The organism is Variovorax sp. 01T439_2 (genome assembly GCF_056398445.1).
The window spans coordinates 1-14,773 of record NZ_JBFTPJ010000087.1 but is presented as its reverse complement, the minus strand read 5'-3'; the positions used below and the strand labels follow the sequence as shown (position 1 = coordinate 14,773).

15 protein-coding genes and 2 pseudogenes are annotated in these 14,773 nt (G+C 69.2%); 7 read left to right on the top strand and 10 right to left on the bottom strand.

Going from position 1 to position 14,773, the window contains the following annotated elements:
- The 6 genes from mbhE to mnhG form a co-directional block, all read left to right on the top strand.
- Window positions 1-1,061, top strand: a 1,061-nt coding sequence (gene mbhE / locus AC1DOC_RS06545; protein WP_478129561.1) for a hydrogen gas-evolving membrane-bound hydrogenase subunit E, incomplete at its 5' end; no start/stop codon positions are given.
- Window positions 1,061-1,414, top strand: a complete 354-nt coding sequence (locus tag AC1DOC_RS06540) for a Na+/H+ antiporter subunit C (RefSeq protein WP_018903095.1) — start codon at window positions 1,061-1,063, stop codon at window positions 1,412-1,414. The genes mbhE and AC1DOC_RS06540, both read left to right, overlap by 1 nt.
- Window positions 1,415-1,458: 44 nt before the next feature.
- Window positions 1,459-3,117 (top strand): monovalent cation/H+ antiporter subunit D, encoded by a 1,659-nt coding sequence (locus AC1DOC_RS06535; RefSeq protein WP_478129562.1) that lies wholly within the window; start codon window positions 1,459-1,461, stop codon window positions 3,115-3,117.
- Window positions 3,114-3,605 carry a Na+/H+ antiporter subunit E gene (locus AC1DOC_RS06530; protein ID WP_012746745.1) on the top strand — a complete coding sequence of 164 codons (492 nt, stop codon included), beginning with the start codon at window positions 3,114-3,116 and terminating at the stop codon, window positions 3,603-3,605. The genes AC1DOC_RS06535 and AC1DOC_RS06530 overlap by 4 nt, the downstream gene beginning before the upstream one ends.
- The gene (locus tag AC1DOC_RS06525) at window positions 3,602-3,880 is read left to right on the top strand and encodes a K+/H+ antiporter subunit F (protein WP_012746744.1); all 279 of its coding nucleotides are present in this window, start codon (window positions 3,602-3,604) and stop codon (window positions 3,878-3,880) included. The genes AC1DOC_RS06530 and AC1DOC_RS06525 overlap by 4 nt, the downstream gene beginning before the upstream one ends.
- Window positions 3,877-4,233 carry a monovalent cation/H(+) antiporter subunit G gene (mnhG, locus tag AC1DOC_RS06520; RefSeq protein WP_012746743.1) on the top strand — a complete coding sequence of 119 codons (357 nt, stop codon included), beginning with the start codon at window positions 3,877-3,879 and terminating at the stop codon, window positions 4,231-4,233. The genes AC1DOC_RS06525 and mnhG overlap by 4 nt, the downstream gene beginning before the upstream one ends.
- Window positions 4,234-4,248: 15 nt before the next feature.
- Here the strand turns inward: mnhG and AC1DOC_RS06515 are convergent.
- From AC1DOC_RS06515 to AC1DOC_RS06485, 7 genes and pseudogenes are all read right to left on the bottom strand, one after another.
- A pseudogene (locus tag AC1DOC_RS06515) lies at window positions 4,249-5,209 on the bottom strand (XdhC family protein).
- Between the two features lie 14 nt (window positions 5,210-5,223).
- On the bottom strand, window positions 5,224-5,841 hold the full coding sequence (locus tag AC1DOC_RS06510; RefSeq protein ID WP_478129560.1) for a CoxG family protein: 618 nt from the start codon (window positions 5,839-5,841) through the stop codon (window positions 5,224-5,226).
- Window positions 5,842-5,874: 33 nt separating this feature from the next.
- On the bottom strand, window positions 5,875-7,089 hold the full coding sequence (locus tag AC1DOC_RS06505) for a vWA domain-containing protein (RefSeq protein WP_478080194.1): 1,215 nt from the start codon (window positions 7,087-7,089) through the stop codon (window positions 5,875-5,877).
- A 27-nt stretch (window positions 7,090-7,116) separates the two neighbouring features.
- Window positions 7,117-8,103, bottom strand: coding sequence for an AAA family ATPase (locus AC1DOC_RS06500; protein WP_478080193.1), 987 nt, complete (start codon window positions 8,101-8,103; stop codon window positions 7,117-7,119).
- Between the two features lie 70 nt (window positions 8,104-8,173).
- Window positions 8,174-8,965 (bottom strand): FAD binding domain-containing protein, encoded by a 792-nt coding sequence (locus tag AC1DOC_RS06495; RefSeq protein ID WP_478129559.1) that lies wholly within the window; start codon window positions 8,963-8,965, stop codon window positions 8,174-8,176.
- Between the two features lie 31 nt (window positions 8,966-8,996).
- The gene (locus tag AC1DOC_RS06490) at window positions 8,997-11,381 is read right to left on the bottom strand and encodes a xanthine dehydrogenase family protein molybdopterin-binding subunit (protein WP_278875175.1); all 2,385 of its coding nucleotides are present in this window, start codon (window positions 11,379-11,381) and stop codon (window positions 8,997-8,999) included.
- Between the two features lie 13 nt (window positions 11,382-11,394).
- Window positions 11,395-11,892, bottom strand: a complete 498-nt coding sequence (locus AC1DOC_RS06485) for a (2Fe-2S)-binding protein (RefSeq protein ID WP_012746736.1) — start codon at window positions 11,890-11,892, stop codon at window positions 11,395-11,397.
- 181 nt (window positions 11,893-12,073) lie between these two features.
- Between AC1DOC_RS06485 and AC1DOC_RS06480 the strand changes: the two genes are divergently transcribed.
- A complete protein-coding gene (locus AC1DOC_RS06480; RefSeq protein WP_478080191.1) occupies window positions 12,074-13,210 on the top strand; it encodes a helix-turn-helix domain-containing protein in 1,137 nt (378 codons plus the stop codon).
- A 9-nt stretch (window positions 13,211-13,219) separates the two neighbouring features.
- Here the strand turns inward: AC1DOC_RS06480 and AC1DOC_RS06475 are convergent, their stop codons facing one another.
- The 3 genes and pseudogenes from AC1DOC_RS06475 to AC1DOC_RS06465 all read right to left on the bottom strand — a co-directional run.
- A complete protein-coding gene (locus AC1DOC_RS06475; protein ID WP_012746734.1) occupies window positions 13,220-13,597 on the bottom strand; it encodes a nuclear transport factor 2 family protein in 378 nt (125 codons plus the stop codon).
- A gap of 106 nt (window positions 13,598-13,703) precedes the next feature.
- Window positions 13,704-14,564, bottom strand: coding sequence for an ABC transporter substrate-binding protein (locus AC1DOC_RS06470; RefSeq protein WP_012746733.1), 861 nt, complete (start codon window positions 14,562-14,564; stop codon window positions 13,704-13,706).
- Window positions 14,561-14,773 (bottom strand): annotated as a pseudogene (locus tag AC1DOC_RS06465) (phosphate ABC transporter ATP-binding protein); the annotation flags it as partial. The pseudogene AC1DOC_RS06465 and the gene AC1DOC_RS06470, both read right to left, overlap by 4 nt.

Here is a 14,773-nt window from a genome sequence, read left to right as displayed (position 1 = left end):
GCCTGGCCGCGCTGATGCTGGCCTCGGGCGCCGGACTGGTGTGCTGCGTGACCTACATCTGGTTCTCGGCACCCGACCTGGCGCTGACGCAGCTCGTGGTGGAGGCCGTGACCACGGTGCTGATCCTGCTGGGCCTGCGCTGGCTGCCGATGCGCAGCAAGGACGCGGTCCAGCCAGCGCGCGCCAGGCTGCGCCCCTGGGGCCGGCGCGGGCGCGACCTGCTGGTGGCGGCCGGCGTCGGCAGCGGCATGGCGGCGCTCGCGTGGCTCATGATGACGCGGCCGTTTCCGCAAAGCATCTCGCCCTTCTTTCTCGAGCATGCGCTGGCCGAGGGCGGCGGCACCAACGTGGTCAACGTGATGCTGGTCGACTTCCGCGGCTTCGACACCTTCGGCGAGATCACCGTGCTGGGCGTGGTGGCGCTCACGGTCTATGCACTGCTGCGCCGCTTCCGGCCGGCGCGCGAATCGATGGCCCTGCCGGTGCAGCAGCGCGCGCAGGCCGACGATGGCAGCAGCGACCTGCTGAACCCGCGCCTGGCCAAGGACACGGCCGTGGGCTACCTGATGGTGCCGGCCGTGCTGGTGCGGCTGCTGCTGCCGCTCGCGGTGCTGGTGTCGGTCTATTTCTTCATGCGCGGGCACAACGCACCCGGCGGCGGCTTCGTCGCGGGGCTGGTGATGTCGGTGGCACTGGTGTTGCAGTTCATCGTCTCAGGCACCGAGTGGGTGGAAGAGCACCTGCGCATCTATCCGCGCCGCTGGATCGCCGCCGGCCTGCTGCTCGCGCTGGCCACGGGCAGCGGCGCGGTGCTGTTCGGCTATCCGTTCCTGACCACCCACACCGCGCACCTGCATCTTCCCGTGCTGGGCGAGCTGCACGTGCCGAGCGCCCTGTTCTTCGACATCGGCGTGTTCGCGCTGGTGCTGGGCGCCACCATGCTGATCCTCACCGCGCTGGCCCACCAGTCGGTGCGCAGCCACCGCTGGGCCGACGAGCAGCGCGAGAAGGAAGCCGAAGCCGCTGCGGCCGCCGTCGCCATGCCGGAAGGAGCGCGCTGATGGAGATCGTGCTCGCACTGGCCATCGGCGTACTCACCGGCTCGGGGGTGTACCTGCTGCTGCGGCCCCGCACCTTCCAGGTGATCATGGGCCTCACGCTCATCTCGTACGCGGTCAACCTGTTCATCTTCAGCATGGGGCGGCTCAAGCTCGACAGCGAACCGGTGCTGGTCCATGGCATCACCGCCACGCTGGCCAACACCGCCGACCCGATGCCGCAGGCGCTGGTGCTGACGGCGATCGTCATCGGCTTTGCGATGACGGCGCTGTTCCTCGTGGTGCTGCTGGCCTCGCGCGGCCTCACCGGCACCGACCACGTGGACGGCGAAGAGCGGCAGGAGGCAGCGGAGTGACGGGGCAACTGGTCCAGCTGCTCGACCGGCTGCTCGAGTTCAGCATGCCGCACCTCGTCGCGGTGCCGATCCTGGTGCCGCTGCTCACGGCCGCACTGATGCTGCTGCTGGGCGAAAGCCGGCGCCGCACCAAGTCGGCGTTGAGCGTGGTCTCGGGCCTGGTGGGCCTGCTGGCGGCGCTGGCGCTGCTGCGCTGGGTGAACGCGCCCGAGACCGGCGACGGCCCCGGCTCGGTCGGCGTCTACCTGCCGGGCAACTGGCGCGCGCCCTTCGGCATCGTGCTGGTGGCCGACCGGTTGTCGACCATGATGGTGGCGCTCACGGGCGTGGTCGCCTTTGCGGCCTCGATCTATTCCACTTCGCGCTGGGACCGCGCCGGCGTGCATTTCCATCCGCTGCTGCAGCTGCAGCTCATGGGCCTGAACGGCGCCTTCCTCACGGGCGACCTGTTCAACCTGTTCGTCTTCTTCGAGGTGATGCTCGCGGCCTCCTACGGCCTGCTGCTGCATGGCTCGGGCCGGCTGCGGGTGCAGGCGGGACTGCACTACATCGCCATCAACCTGGCCGCCTCGTCGCTCTTCCTGATCGGCGCGGCGCTGCTCTACGGCGCGACCGGCACGCTCAACATGGCCGACCTCGGCATGCGCATCGCGCAGCTCGCGCCGGCCGACCGCGGCCTCGTGCATGCGGCGGCCGCCATCCTGGCAACGGCGTTCTTCGCCAAGGCCGGCGCCTGGCCGCTCAACTTCTGGCTGGTGCCGGCCTACAGCGCGGCAGTGTCGCCGGTGGGTGCCGTGTTCGCGCTCCTGACCAAGCTCGGCGTCTACACATTGCTGCGGCTGTGGACGCTGCTCTTCGCGCCGGATGCCGGCAGCTCGGCGGCGTTCGGGCAATCCGCGCTCCTCGCGATCGGGCTCGCGACGCTGTTCGCGGGTGCCATCGGCATCGTGGGCACGCAGCGGCTCTCCAACCTCGCGGGCTTCAGCGTGCTGGTGTCGGCGGGCACGCTGCTCGCGGCCATCGGGCTGGGGGAGCCGGCCGTGTGGGCCGGCGCGCTCTACTACCTGCTGAGCTCGACGCTGGCCGTGAGCGCCTTCTTCCTGCTGACCGACATGATCGAGCGCTGGCGCAATGCCGGCATGAGCGTGGCGCCGCACGAGAAGGCCGGCAATGCGCCTTTCCTCGCCGAAGACCTGCGCGTGCTCGACGACGTGAACCTCGACGACGAGGCGCAGGCGCTCTACGGCCGCGCCATTCCGGCCGGCGTGGCCTTCCTGGGGCTGAGCTTCATCGGCTGCACGCTGCTGCTCGCGGGCCTGCCGCCGCTGTCGGGCTTCGTGGGCAAGTTCGCGATGCTGTCGGGCGCGTTTTCCACCGGCGGCACCTCGGTGCCCGCATGGATCTTCCTGGCGCTGCTGGTGGTGTCGGGCCTGCTCGCGCTGATTGCGCTGAGCCGCACCGGCATGCGCCACTTCTGGACCCAGCCGCATCCCACCATGCCGGCCCTGCCCGCGCTCGAGGTGCTGCCCGTGGCCGGATTGCTCGCGGCCAGCGTGGCGCTCACGGTCTGGGCCGGCCCGGTCATGCRCCACGCCATCACCACCGCCGAAGGGCTGCGCACGCCCACCGCCTACCGAAATGCCGTGATGGGCGCACGGCAGGTGCCCAACCCCGCGGCCCCCGCGAAAGGCCCGGCACCATGAAGCGCTGGCTTCCTTCGCCGCCGCTCTCGCTGGCGCTGTTTGCGGTGTGGCTGCTGCTCAACCAGTCGCTCGACGCCGCCACGCTGCTGTCGGCCGCGCTGCTGGCCATGGCGGTTCCGCTGCTCACCAAAGGCCTGCGGCCCGCCACCGTGCGCATGCGCAAGCCCTGGGTGGCGCTGCGGCTCGCGGGCCGGGCCGTGGCCGACATGCTGGAATCGGCGCTCTTCGTGGCACGGCGGCTGCTGACGCGCCGCAACTCGCGCATCGCCTCGCGGTTCATCAACGTGCCGCTGGACCTGCGCGACCCGAACGGGCTCGCGGTGCTGGCCATGATCATGTGCCTCACGCCCGGCACGGCCTGGGGCGAGATCGCGTTCGACAGCAGCACGCTGCTGATCCATGTGTTCGACGTCGACGACGAAGCCGCTTTCATCGCCATGATCAAGCAGCGCTATGAGCACCCCTTGATGGAGATCTTCGAATCATGACGCCTGTACTTTTCTGGGCCTTGAAATTCGCGCTGCTGCTGCTGGCGGTGGCCATGCTCTGCGCGCTGGCCCGGCTGCTGGTGGGCCCGAGCGCGCAGGACCGCGTGATGGCGCTGGACTGCCTCTACATCAACGGCATGCTGATGATGCTGGTGCTGGGCATCGTCTATGCGAGCAACGTGTACTTCGAAGCCGCGATGCTGACGGCGCTGTTCGGCTTCGTCGGGTCGACGGCCATGGCCAAGTTCCTCCTGCGCGGGGAGGTCATCGAATGACGGATTTCATCGTGGGGCCGCTGCCGCTGTGGGCGGAAATCGTCACCGCCGTGTTCGCGGTGCTCGGCGCGGCCTTTGCGGCCATCGGCTCCTTCGGCCTCGTGCGGCTGCCCACCTTTTTCCGCCGCATCCATGCGCCGACGCTCGGCGCCACGGTGGGCGTGTGGTGCATGACGATTGCCACCATCGTCTATTTCTCGGTGCAGGGCTTCAGCCTCTTCCTGCACGCCGTGCTGATCGTCCTGTTCATTGCGCTCACGGCGCCCATCACCACCATTTTCCTGATGCGCGCCGCGCTCTTCCGCGAACGGCAAAAGGGCGGCGACGTGCCGCCGGCGGCCAAGCCGGGCTGAAACCGGCGGCAGGGATCAGCTCATCGCGAGCTGCTGCATGCCCTTGGCGCGCGCCACTTCCATTTCGCGCGGAAGCGTCACCGCGTTCTTCACGGCCAGGATCTCGGCCATCACGCTCACGGCGATCTCGGGCGGCGTCTTGCTGCCGATGTAGATGCCGATGGGTCCGCGCAGCCGTGCGAGCGATTCCTCTGTCTGGCCGAAGTGCTCGATCGCTCTGCAGTGCCTCGAGCAGCGCAAGGTCGTCGAGCTTGGGGTCGTGCGTGAGCGCGACCACGCAGCTGCGGCGGTCGGGCTTGAAGGCCAGCACCGCGTCGTCGGGCATCTCGGTCGTGATCTCCACGCCGGCGAGCGTCCATGCGGTGCGGTATTCGGCGCGCGGGTCGCACAGCGTCACGGCAAAGCCGCTGAACTTGGCCATGGTCGCAAGGTATTCGGCCAGCTGGCCGGCGCCGATCAGCAGCATGCGGTATTCGGGGCCGAAGGTGTTGGTGAGCTCGGTGTCGTTCACCTTGAGCGCATCGGGCGCGGTGGCTTCGGCCAGCCGCACGGCACCGGTCGAAAGCGTGACGGTGCGCTGCATGAGCCGGCCTTGCTCCAGCTGGGCCACGAGCGTGTCGAGCAAGGCCGCGTCGGGGTCGTATTCGAGCAGCAGCTCCAGCGTGCCGCCGCAGGGCAGGCCGAAGCGGTGCGCCTCGTCGGCCGTGATGCCATACTTCACGAGCACGGGCGGCGCGCCCACGGGCACCTGTTCGCCGTTGCCGTGCGCATGGCTGTAGCGCGCGATCAGGTCGTCCTCGATGCAGCCGCCGGAGACCGAGCCCACCACCGCGCCATCGTCGGCCAGCGCCATGATCGAACCGACCGGCCGCGGCGACGAGCCCCAAGTGCGCACCACGGTCGTGAGCAGCGCGCGCTTGCCGGCGCGCCGCCAGTCGCGCAGCGTGCGCAGCACCATGACGTCGAGATTTTCCATCGCCCGGTCCCCTCCTAGCTGCTGGCGTCGCCCGGTGCGGCGGACGCGTCCTTGTCGTCCTTCTTGCCGAGGCCGATCTTCTTCATGAGGCCGGACATCATGCCGGCCTTTTCGGCGGGCACCTCGGCCGTTTCCTCGGCCGCGGCGGCCGGCGGCGGGCCGTAGCGGCTCTGCATCTCGGCCTCGAAGCGCTTGAAGAAGTCGTCGGCGGTCGACTTGGCGGCGCCATCGATGAGGCGCTGGCCCAGTTGGGCGATCTTGCCGCCGACCTGCGCCTGCACGGTGTAGTCGAGCTCGCAGCCGGCCGCGGCCGGCGCGGCTTCGGCGRCGCCGTCGAGCGGCCGCAGCGTCACGCTGGACGAGCCCTTGGCAAAGCCCGCCACGCCGCCCTGCCCCTCGAAGCTGAGCTTGTAGCCATCGGGCGCCACGATGTCGGACAGCGCGACCTTGCCGCTGAACTTGGCCGACACCGGACCGATCTTGACCGCCAGCGCCACGCTGTACTGGTTGTCGCCCGTGAGCTCGAACTTGTCGCAGCCGGGAATGCACTTCTTGAGCGTCTCGGGATCGTTGAGCGCTTCCCAGGCCTGTTGTTGGGTGACGCCGAGGCGGCGGTTGCCGAGCATTTCCATGGTGGTTTTCCTTTTTTTGCTTCCGTGAAGTCCCTAGCGCCCGGACCGCATGAGGGCGGCGAGGCTGCTGGCGAGCTGTTCGAGGGCACTGAGATTGTGGACCGCCAGCATCGCATCCGCATGCCGGTGCAGCACACTGGCCCCACGCGCCAAGGGGGCGTAGCCCTCGAAGCGCAGCAGCGGGTTGAGCCACAGCAGGCGGCGCGAATGGCGCTTGAGCCAGAGCAGCTCGCTTTCGAGCAGTGCCGGCTCGCCGGTGTCGAGCCCGTCGCTGATCACCAGCACCAGCGTGCGGCGGCCGGTCAGGCGGCGGGCATGCGCGCGGCGAAGCTCGGCCAGCGAACTGCCGAGCCGCGTGCCGCCCGCGAAATCGTCGATGGCCAGGCCGGCGGCCGCCAGCATGGCATCGGTGTCGGCCAGCCGGAAGGCCGGCGTGAGATCGGTCAGGCGCGTGCCGAAGGCGAACACGTCGCGCCGCCCGGCCCGCCGCGTCGACGCATGCAGAAAGGCCAGCAGCAGCCGCGCATAGCGCTCCATCGAGCCCGACACGTCGACCAGCACCAGCAGCGGCAAGGGCTGCTCGCGCCGGCTCAGCTTCGGCAGGCGAAGTATTTCGCCACCCGTGCGCGCCGCCTCGTGCAGCACGCCGGGCCAGTGCATGCGCGCATGCTGCGAACCTGCATCGTTGGCAGCACGCAACCGGCGCGACGGCAGCGAGGGAATGGGCAGGCTGACATCACGCGCGAGCCGCTCGACCAGCCGGTACTCGGACGCGCCAAGCGCATTGAAGTCGGCATGCTGCAGGCGCTGTCGGTCGCTCGATGTCATGGCGGCATCGAACTCGACCTCCTTGTCGGGCTTGGCGGCCACAACGGGCCTGGCGGGATCGCGCGGCGCCGTGAGGGCCTCGCGCACGCGCGGGCGACGCTTGGAGGGCTCGGCCTTGCCCTCGGCGCTCGGCAGCATCTGCGCGAGCAGCTTGTTGGCAAGTTCGGGGTCACGGAACCAGGCATCGAAGAGTTCGCGGAACACCATGCGGTCCTGCTCGCGGCTCACCATGACGGCTTCCATCGCGGCGCTCAGGTCGAGCCTGCTTTCCACGCCCACCAGCGTGGCCGCTTCGGCGGCCAGCGCAATGCGCATTGCATCGGTGCGGACGCCCGCGCGGCGCAGGGCGCGGCCGAAGGCCGTGATGTTGCCGGCCAGCTTGCCGCTGCGTACGTCGCCGAGTTGCTGGATGCCGGCCATGCGGGAGGCCTTGCGCTTCGGACGCGCTCAGGGCGCGACCGGCTCCTCGGGTTTCAGCAGGTCGGATGCCAGTTCGTGCGTGAGCGCCGCCACGTCGTCGCGCTGCTTGAACAGGATGCCGGCGGTGTCGACCACCACTTCGGGGTCGAGCTCGACGGTGTCGAGCGCGATCAGCGCCCTTGCCCACTCCACGCTTTCGGCGATGCCGGGCGCGCGCTGGAAGGCGTTGACGAAAGGCGCATCGCGCAGCCGCGCAACGAAGGCCGCCACCTGGGCCGAGAGCTTCTCGCCGGCCTGCGGCACCTGGGCCCGCACGATGGCCAGTTCGCGTTCGCGTTCCGGATAGTCGAGCCAGTGGTAGAGGCAGCGCCGCTTGACCGCGTCGTTGAGTTCGCGCGTGCGGTTGCTCGTGAGGATGGTGACCGGCGGCACCACGGCGCGCACGGTGCCGAGCTCGGGAATGCTGACCTGGTACTCGCCCAGGTATTCGAGCAGGAAGGCCTCGAACGGCTCGTCGGCGCGGTCCACTTCATCGATCAGCAGCACGGCACCCGGCGCGGGGGTCTGCAGGGCCTGCAGCAGCGGGCGGCGGATCAGGTAGTGCGGCTGGTAGACCTCGGCTTCCACGTCGCGCACGAGCGCCGCCCGGCCGCCCGAAGGCGCGAGAGCCCCCTCGGGGGGCAGCGAGGACGCGCCAGCGCCGAGCGTGGGGGCCACGATGGCGCCGGTGGCCTCGGCGGCGCGCATGTGCAGCAGTTGCGCGGCGTAGTTCCACTCGTAGAGCGCCTCGCGCTGCTCCAGCCCGTCGTAGCACTGCAGGCGCAGCAGCTCGCGATTGAGCGCCTTCGACAGCGCCTTGGCCAGTTCGGTCTTGCCGACGCCGGGCTCGCCCTCGAGCAGCAGCGGGCGCTGCAGCCTGAGCGCGAGGAACACGGCCGTGGCCAGGCGCCGGTCGGCAAAGTAGCCGGCCTGCATCAAGCCTTCGGAAAGGGAATCGATGGTCGGGAAGATCATGGCGAAGCGTAGCGGAAGACGCGGAGGTGTCGCGCCTTCCGGCCTGCGAGCGGTGGCGGCGCTGCCTGGTTCAGCCCAGCGCCCTGGTGACGGCGCGCTGCGTGAGCACGCTGATCAGGTTGGCGCGGTAGGCCGCCGAGGCATGCAGGTCGCTGTTGAGATCGCTCGCGTCGATCTTCACGRCCGCGGCGGCGGCCGCGGTGAAGCTCTTGTTGAGCGCATCTTCGAGCCCCGCGTGGCGGAATACCCCGTTGCCCGCGCCGGTGATGGCCACGCGCACGCCGCTGTCGAACTGCGCAAGGAACACGCCGACGAGCGGAAAGTTCGATGCCTTCTGGCGCAGCTTCTCGTACACGGCGCGCTTAGGAATGGGGAAGCGGATCGCGGTGATCAGTTCGTCTTCTTCGAGTGCCGTGGTGAAGAGGCCCAGGAAGAAATCGTCCGCCGCGATCTCGCGCTTCGAGGTGATGAGCGTTGCGCCGGAGCCGAGCACCGCGCTGGGGTAGCAGGCGGCCGGGTCGTTGTTGGCCACCGAGCCGCCGATGGTGCCCATCGCGCGCACCTGCCGGTCGCCGATGCGCCCGGCCAGGTCGGCCAGCGCCGGGAAGGCGGCCTTCACGTCGGCGTTGTTGGCCACGTCCAGATGGCGCGACATCGCGCCGATGGTGATCGTGTTGCCATCTTTCCTGATGCCGGTGAGCTCCTTGATGCCGCCCAGGTCCACGAGCTGCTCTGGCGCCGACAGCCTGAGCTTCATGGAGGCGAGCAGGGTCTGGCCACCGGCCAGCGGCTTGGCGCCCGCGGCAACGAGCTTGGCCGCATCGGCCACGGTGGCCGGCCGTTCGAGTGTGAAGGCGTACATGGTGTGGGTTCCTTCGTTGTTCTGGTGTGTTCTAGTGGGAGGCGGCCGCCTGCATCGCTTCCCAGACGCGGCTGGCCGATGCGGGCATGTCGAAGTCCTTGACGCCCAGCGGCGCCAGCGCGTCGAGCACGGCGTTGATCACGGCCGGCGGCGAGCCGATGGCCCCCGCCTCGCCGCAGCCCTTGGTGCCCAGCGGGTTGTGCGTGCACGGCGTGCACACGGTGTCGAGCTTGAACTGCGGAAAGTCGCCCGCCCTGGGCATGGCGTAGTCCATGAAGCTGCCGGTGAGCAGCTGGCCGGTCTCGTTGTCGTACACGCAGTTCTCGAGCAGCGCCTGGCCGATGCCCTGCACCAGCCCGCCGTGCACCTGGCCCTCGACGATCATCGGGTTGATGATGGTGCCGAAGTCGTCCACCGCGGTGAAGCGGTCCACGCGCACTTCGCCGGTCTGCTTGTCGACCTCGACCTCGCAGATGTAGGTGCCGCCCGGGAAGGTGAAGTTGGTCGGGTCGTAGAAGGCGGTTTCGTTCAGGCCGGGCTCGAGCTTGTCGAGCGGATAGTTGTGCGGCACGTAGGCCGTGAGCGCCACCTGGCCGAATGGGATCTTCTTGTCGGTGCCCTTCACGGTGAACTCGCCGTTCGCAAACTCGATGTCGGCATCGCTCGCCTCCATCAGGTGCGCGGCAATCTTCTTGGCCTTGGTCTCGATCTTGTCGAGTGCCTTCATGATGGCGGCGCCGCCCACCGAGATGGAGCGCGAGCCGTAGGTGCCCATGCCGAAGGGCACGCGGCCGGTGTCGCCATGGACCACGTCGACGTTGTCGACCGGAATGCCCAGGCGCGCCGCCACCACTTGCGCAAAGGTGGTTTCGTGCCCCTGGCCGTGGCTGTGCGAGCCGGTGAAGACCGTCACGCTGCCGGTGGGGTGCACGCGGATCTCGCCGCACTCGAACAGGCCGGCCCGCGCGCCCAGCGCCCCGGCGATGTTCGACGGCGCGATGCCGCAGGCCTCGATGTAGCTCGAGTAGCCGATGCCGCGCAGCTTGCCCGCGGCCTCGCTGGCCGACTTGCGCTGCGCATAGCCATCGACGTCGGCCAGCACGCGGGCCTTGTCCATGCAGGCGTGGAAATCGCCCGTGTCGTACTGCAGCGCCACCGGCGTCTGGTAGGGAAAGGTGGTGATGAAGTTGCGCTTGCGGATCTCGTCCTGGCCGAGGTTCATTTCCCAGGCGCAGCGCGACACCAGGCGCTCGAGCAGGTAGGTGGCCTCGGGCCGGCCCGCGCCGCGGTAGGCATCGACCGGCGCGGTGTTGGTGAACCAGGCATCGACCTCGACGTAGATCTGCGGCGTGGTGTACTGGCCCGCGAGCAGCGTGGCGTAGAGGATGGTGGGCACGGCCGTGGAGAAGGTCGACAGGTAGGCGCCCAGGTTGGCGTCGGTGTGCACCCGCATTGCGAGGAACTTGCCGTCCTTGTCCATCGCCATTTCGGCATGGCTCACATGGTCGCGGCCGTGGGCGTCGGACAGGAAGCACTCCGAGCGCTCGGCCGTCCACTTGATGTTGCGGTTGAGTTGCTTGGCGGCCCAGGTCAGGCACACGTCTTCGGCGTACAGAAAGATCTTGGAGCCGAAGCCGCCGCCCACGTCGGGCGCGATCACGCGCACTTTGTGCTCGGGCAGGCCCAGCACGAAGGCCGTCATCAAGAGGCGCTCGACGTGCGGGTTCTGGTTGGACACATAGAGCGTGTAGTCGTCGGTGCCGCGGCTGTAGCTGCCGATGGCCACGCGCGGCTCGATCGGGTTCGGGATCAGCCGGTTGTTGACGAGGTCGAGCTTGGTGACGTGCGCGGCATTGGCAAACGCCGCATCGACCGCGGCCTTGTCGCCCAGCGCCCACTTGTAGCACTGGTTGTCGGGCGCTTCGTCGTGCAGTGTGACGCCGCTCGCCTTCTTGGCCGCATCGGCCACGCTCACGACGGCGGGCAGCACGTCGTAGTCGACCACCACGGCCTCGGCCGCGTTCTTGGCCTGCTCGACGGTCTCGGCCACCACCATCGCCACGTGGTCGCCCACGTAGCGCACCTTGTTGATCGCGAGGATCGGGTGCATCGGCTCCTTCATGGGGGTGCCGTCGGGGTTGTTGATGAGCCAGCCGCAGGGCAGGCCGCCCATCTTGCCCTCGATGTCCTTGCCGCTGAAGATGCCGACCACGCCGGGCATCTTGAGTGCCTCGGCGGTGTCGACCGACTTGATGACCGCGTGGGCGTGCGGCGAGCGCACGAAGACCGCATGGCTCTGGTTGGCCAGCGTGATGTCGTCGGTGTAGTTGCCCGCGCCGGTCAGGAAGCGATAGTCTTCCTTGCGCCGCAGCGCTTCGCCGATGTGGGGCAGGTTCGAGAAGTCGGAGGCACCCATGATGTTGCTCCTTTCACACCGTGGCGGTGGTCTTGACCGGCGTGCCCGAGGCCATGGCCTCGCCGCCCATCTGCACGGCCTTCACGATGTTCTGGTAGCCCGTGCAGCGGCACAGGTTGCCGTCGAGCAGTTCGCGGATCTCCGATTCGCTCGACCTGGGATGGTGGGTGCACAGGTCGATGGCGCTCATGACCATGCCCGGGGTGCAGAAGCCGCACTGCAGGCCGTGGCATTCCTTGAAGGCCGCCTGCATGGGGTGCATGGTGCCGTCGGGCTGGGCGATGCCCTCGATGGTGGTGATTTGCGCACCGGCCGCCTGCCCGACCAGGATGTTGCACGACTTCACCGCGCGCCCGTTCATGTGGACGGTGCATGCGCCGCACTGGGCGGTGTCGCAGCCGACATGGGTGCCGGTCAGGTGGAGATGCTCGCGGATGGCGTGCACCAGGAAAGTGTTGGGGGGTGCGTCGACCGTGGCCGGTCGGCCGTTGACCGTGAAAGCTACCTGCATTTGGCTGTCTCCGTTGAAGGTGATGGCTGGTTCAGCGAAAGGCATCTTGGATGCCGGCCCGGTGCACTATCCTAGGCAAAACCCTTGCCGCTTGCGCAGCGCGTACGAAATTCTCAAAATGAAACAGCTTGCGGCCCCGGCAAGTCTGAAAAAGCCGCCCCACCCGAGCGAACCGACCCCGATGTCCGCCTCCCTCGTTGCGCCCCTGCCCGAACGCTCCGCCGCCATTGCGCAGGCCCGCCGGGAGCTGATCCACGGCGAAGCCCCCCGCTCGCGCAGCGCGGTGCGCATCGAGCCATGGATCCTGCGTTCCTGGGAGCGCTGCCTGGCGGCGGGGCGGCAGCCGCAGCAGCGGATCGCTTTCGAGCCGGTGGCCAGGTCGGCCGAGCGCGAGGCGGCCGAGCGCAACCGCGCGCTGGTGTCGGCGGCCCGGCCGGTGATCGAGCGGCTGTCGCGCGCCATTGCCGACACGCGCTATTTCGCCGTGCTGACCGATGCCGAGGGCATCGTGGTCGACGTGGGCCCGCTGCCCGACGGCACCGAGGCCGACAGCCGCTACGCCCGCAACATCGCCCGCGTGGGCGTCGACCTGTCGGAGCGCGCGGTCGGCACCAGTGCGATCAGCACCGCGCTGGCCGAACAGGAATCGGTGTGGCTGCACCGCGGCGAGCACTTCTTCGAGGACACCAGCATCTACAGCTGCGCCGGGGCGCCGCTCTTCGGCCCTCGCGGCGACTGCATCGGCATGCTCGACCTGACCGGCGTGCAGGCGGTGGAACGGCCGGAGCTGCGGCACCTGGCCACGCTGTCGGCGCGCAGCATCGAGAACATGCTGGTGCTGAACCAGCCCTGCGAGCTGCGGCTGCACCTCTCGTGGCCGGGCTGCCCGCGCGGCGAAGCCACCGACGGGCTGCTGTGCATCGATGCCGACGGCACGGTGGCGGGTGCCAATGCCGCGGCGCGCCAGATGCTGCACGAGCCGCTGGCGCGCAGCCCGCATGCGCTGCACTGCAACGACCTGTTCGCAATGCCGCTGGACATGCTGTTCGATGCGGCCCGCCGCGGCGACGCCGTGCTCGAGGTGCCGCTGTGGTCCGGCCTGCGCGTGCAGGTCCGGCCCCAGCGCGGCGGCAAGGGCTCGGCCGTTGCGGTGCCCGAAACCCGGCCGCGGCTGCGCGACGTCGAGGCCGCGCTGATCCGCAAGGCCGTGGCCGACGCCCGCGGCAACGTGGCCGAAGCCGCGCGCACGCTGGGCATCAGCCGCGCCACGGTCTACCGCAAGCTCTGGCGCGGCCGCGCTTCCGGCTCCGCGGACTGAAGCCTCTCTTCAGGCTCCGACGGGCACCTTGTCGAGGAAGCCGGTCACCGATTGCAGCCTGCCGCCATCGAGCCGGGCGAAATCGGTGCCCTGGATCAGGTCTTCGGCCCCGCTCGGGCCCAGGGTCCACGAGAAGCGCAGGTTGTCGCCGTGCGCCTCGGGCGTGCCGAACAGGCTGAAGCGGAAACCCGGATAGCGCTGGTGCACGGCACCGATCAGCGCGCCGATCTGCTCGCGGCCGCTGGCCTGTGCCAGCGGGTCGGCATAGTGCGCATCGGCCGTCCAGGCGGCTTCGATCAGCTGGGCGCGGCGCGCGGCATCGGTTTCGTTCCAGGCCGCGATGTAGCGTTGGGCAATGGTGGCGGCGTCGTGTGCGGCGGTGTTCATGATGACCATTTCCTTTCGGGGGTTCGACCCGCAACATCGCGGGGTGAAGGAATGGTCGCGCCGGGCGCGCGCGGCGTCGATGACCTCGCAGGTCATGCGACGATGCTCAGTTCGACAGCGCGTTGGGAAAGAACAGCTGCTCGCCGCCGATCTTGTAGGCTGCGATGGTCTGCTGCCCGGCCGGCGAGATCACCCAGTCGACGAACTTCTGCGCGCCCCGGCTATTGAGCGAGGGGAATTTCGCCGGGCTCACGACCATCACGCCATATTGGTTGAAAAGGCGCTTGTCGCCCTCGACCAGCACCGCCAGCCCGGCGCGGTTCTTGAAGCTGAGCCAGGTGCCGCGGTCGGCCAGCACATAGGCGCCGGACGAGGCCGCGATGTTCAGCGCCGGCCCCATGCCGCAGCCGCATTCCTTGTAGCCCGTGCCCTTGCGCTCGTTGGGCACCGGCTGCCCGGCCTCGGCCACGCCGGTCTGCGTCCAGAGGCGGCGCTCGGCCGCGTCGGTGCCGCTCTTGTCGCCGCGCGACACAAAAGGCGCATTGGCGGCTGCGATCTTCTTGAGCGCCGCGACGATGTCGCCGCCCTTCGCGCCGACCGGGTCGGCCTGCGGGCCCACCAGCACGAAGTCGTTGTACATCACAGGGTAGCGCTTGGCGCTGAAGCCTTCGGCCACGAATTTTTCCTCGGCCGCGGTGTCGTGCACGAACAGCACGTCGGCATCGCCGCGCTTGGCCATGTCGATGGCCTGGCCGGTGCCCACCGCCACCACCTTGATGTCGATGTCGCTCGCCTTCTTGAAAGCCGGCAGCAGGTGCGAGAACAGGCCCGACTGCTCGGTGGACGTGGTCGAGGCCATGGTGATGGTCTCGGCGCGCGCCGCGCCCGCGGCCAGGAAGAAAACGGCCACGGCCAGCGAGGCGCGGATGCCCGCGCCTGCGCGGTGCTGCTTGAGGAACGGATTCATGCCAACTCTCCTTTGACGAACAGGCGGGCCTCCTCCGGCAGGGGCCCATGGAAGAAATCGTGGACCGGCAGGTCGGCCAGCACGCGGCCGTGCTCGAGATAGACCACGCGGCTCGCGAGCCGCTTCACCTGCCCGAGGTTGTGGCTCGCGAACACCAGCGTGCGGCCGGCGGCGGCTTCGGCGATGAGCGTCTCGACCTCGCGCTTGGC

Coding starts and splice junctions, on each gene's coding strand:
- AC1DOC_RS06470 (WP_012746733.1), bottom strand. CDS start 14,564: ATGAATCCGTTCCTCAAGCAGCACCGCGCAGGCGCGGGCATCCGCGCC.
- AC1DOC_RS06475 (WP_012746734.1), bottom strand. CDS start 13,597: ATGAACACCGCCGCACACGACGCCGCCACCATTGCCCAACGCTACATC.
- AC1DOC_RS06490 (WP_278875175.1), bottom strand. CDS start 11,381: ATGGGTGCCTCCGACTTCTCGAACCTGCCCCACATCGGCGAAGCGCTG.
- AC1DOC_RS06500 (WP_478080193.1), bottom strand. CDS start 8,103: ATGATCTTCCCGACCATCGATTCCCTTTCCGAAGGCTTGATGCAGGCC.
- AC1DOC_RS06530 (WP_012746745.1), top strand. CDS start 3,114: ATGAAGCGCTGGCTTCCTTCGCCGCCGCTCTCGCTGGCGCTGTTTGCG.
- AC1DOC_RS06525 (WP_012746744.1), top strand. CDS start 3,602: ATGACGCCTGTACTTTTCTGGGCCTTGAAATTCGCGCTGCTGCTGCTG.
- mnhG (WP_012746743.1), top strand. CDS start 3,877: ATGACGGATTTCATCGTGGGGCCGCTGCCGCTGTGGGCGGAAATCGTC.
- AC1DOC_RS06480 (WP_478080191.1), top strand. CDS start 12,074: ATGTCCGCCTCCCTCGTTGCGCCCCTGCCCGAACGCTCCGCCGCCATT.
- AC1DOC_RS06485 (WP_012746736.1), bottom strand. CDS start 11,892: ATGCAGGTAGCTTTCACGGTCAACGGCCGACCGGCCACGGTCGACGCA.
- AC1DOC_RS06505 (WP_478080194.1), bottom strand. CDS start 7,089: ATGGCCGGCATCCAGCAACTCGGCGACGTACGCAGCGGCAAGCTGGCC.
- AC1DOC_RS06540 (WP_018903095.1), top strand. CDS start 1,061: ATGGAGATCGTGCTCGCACTGGCCATCGGCGTACTCACCGGCTCGGGG.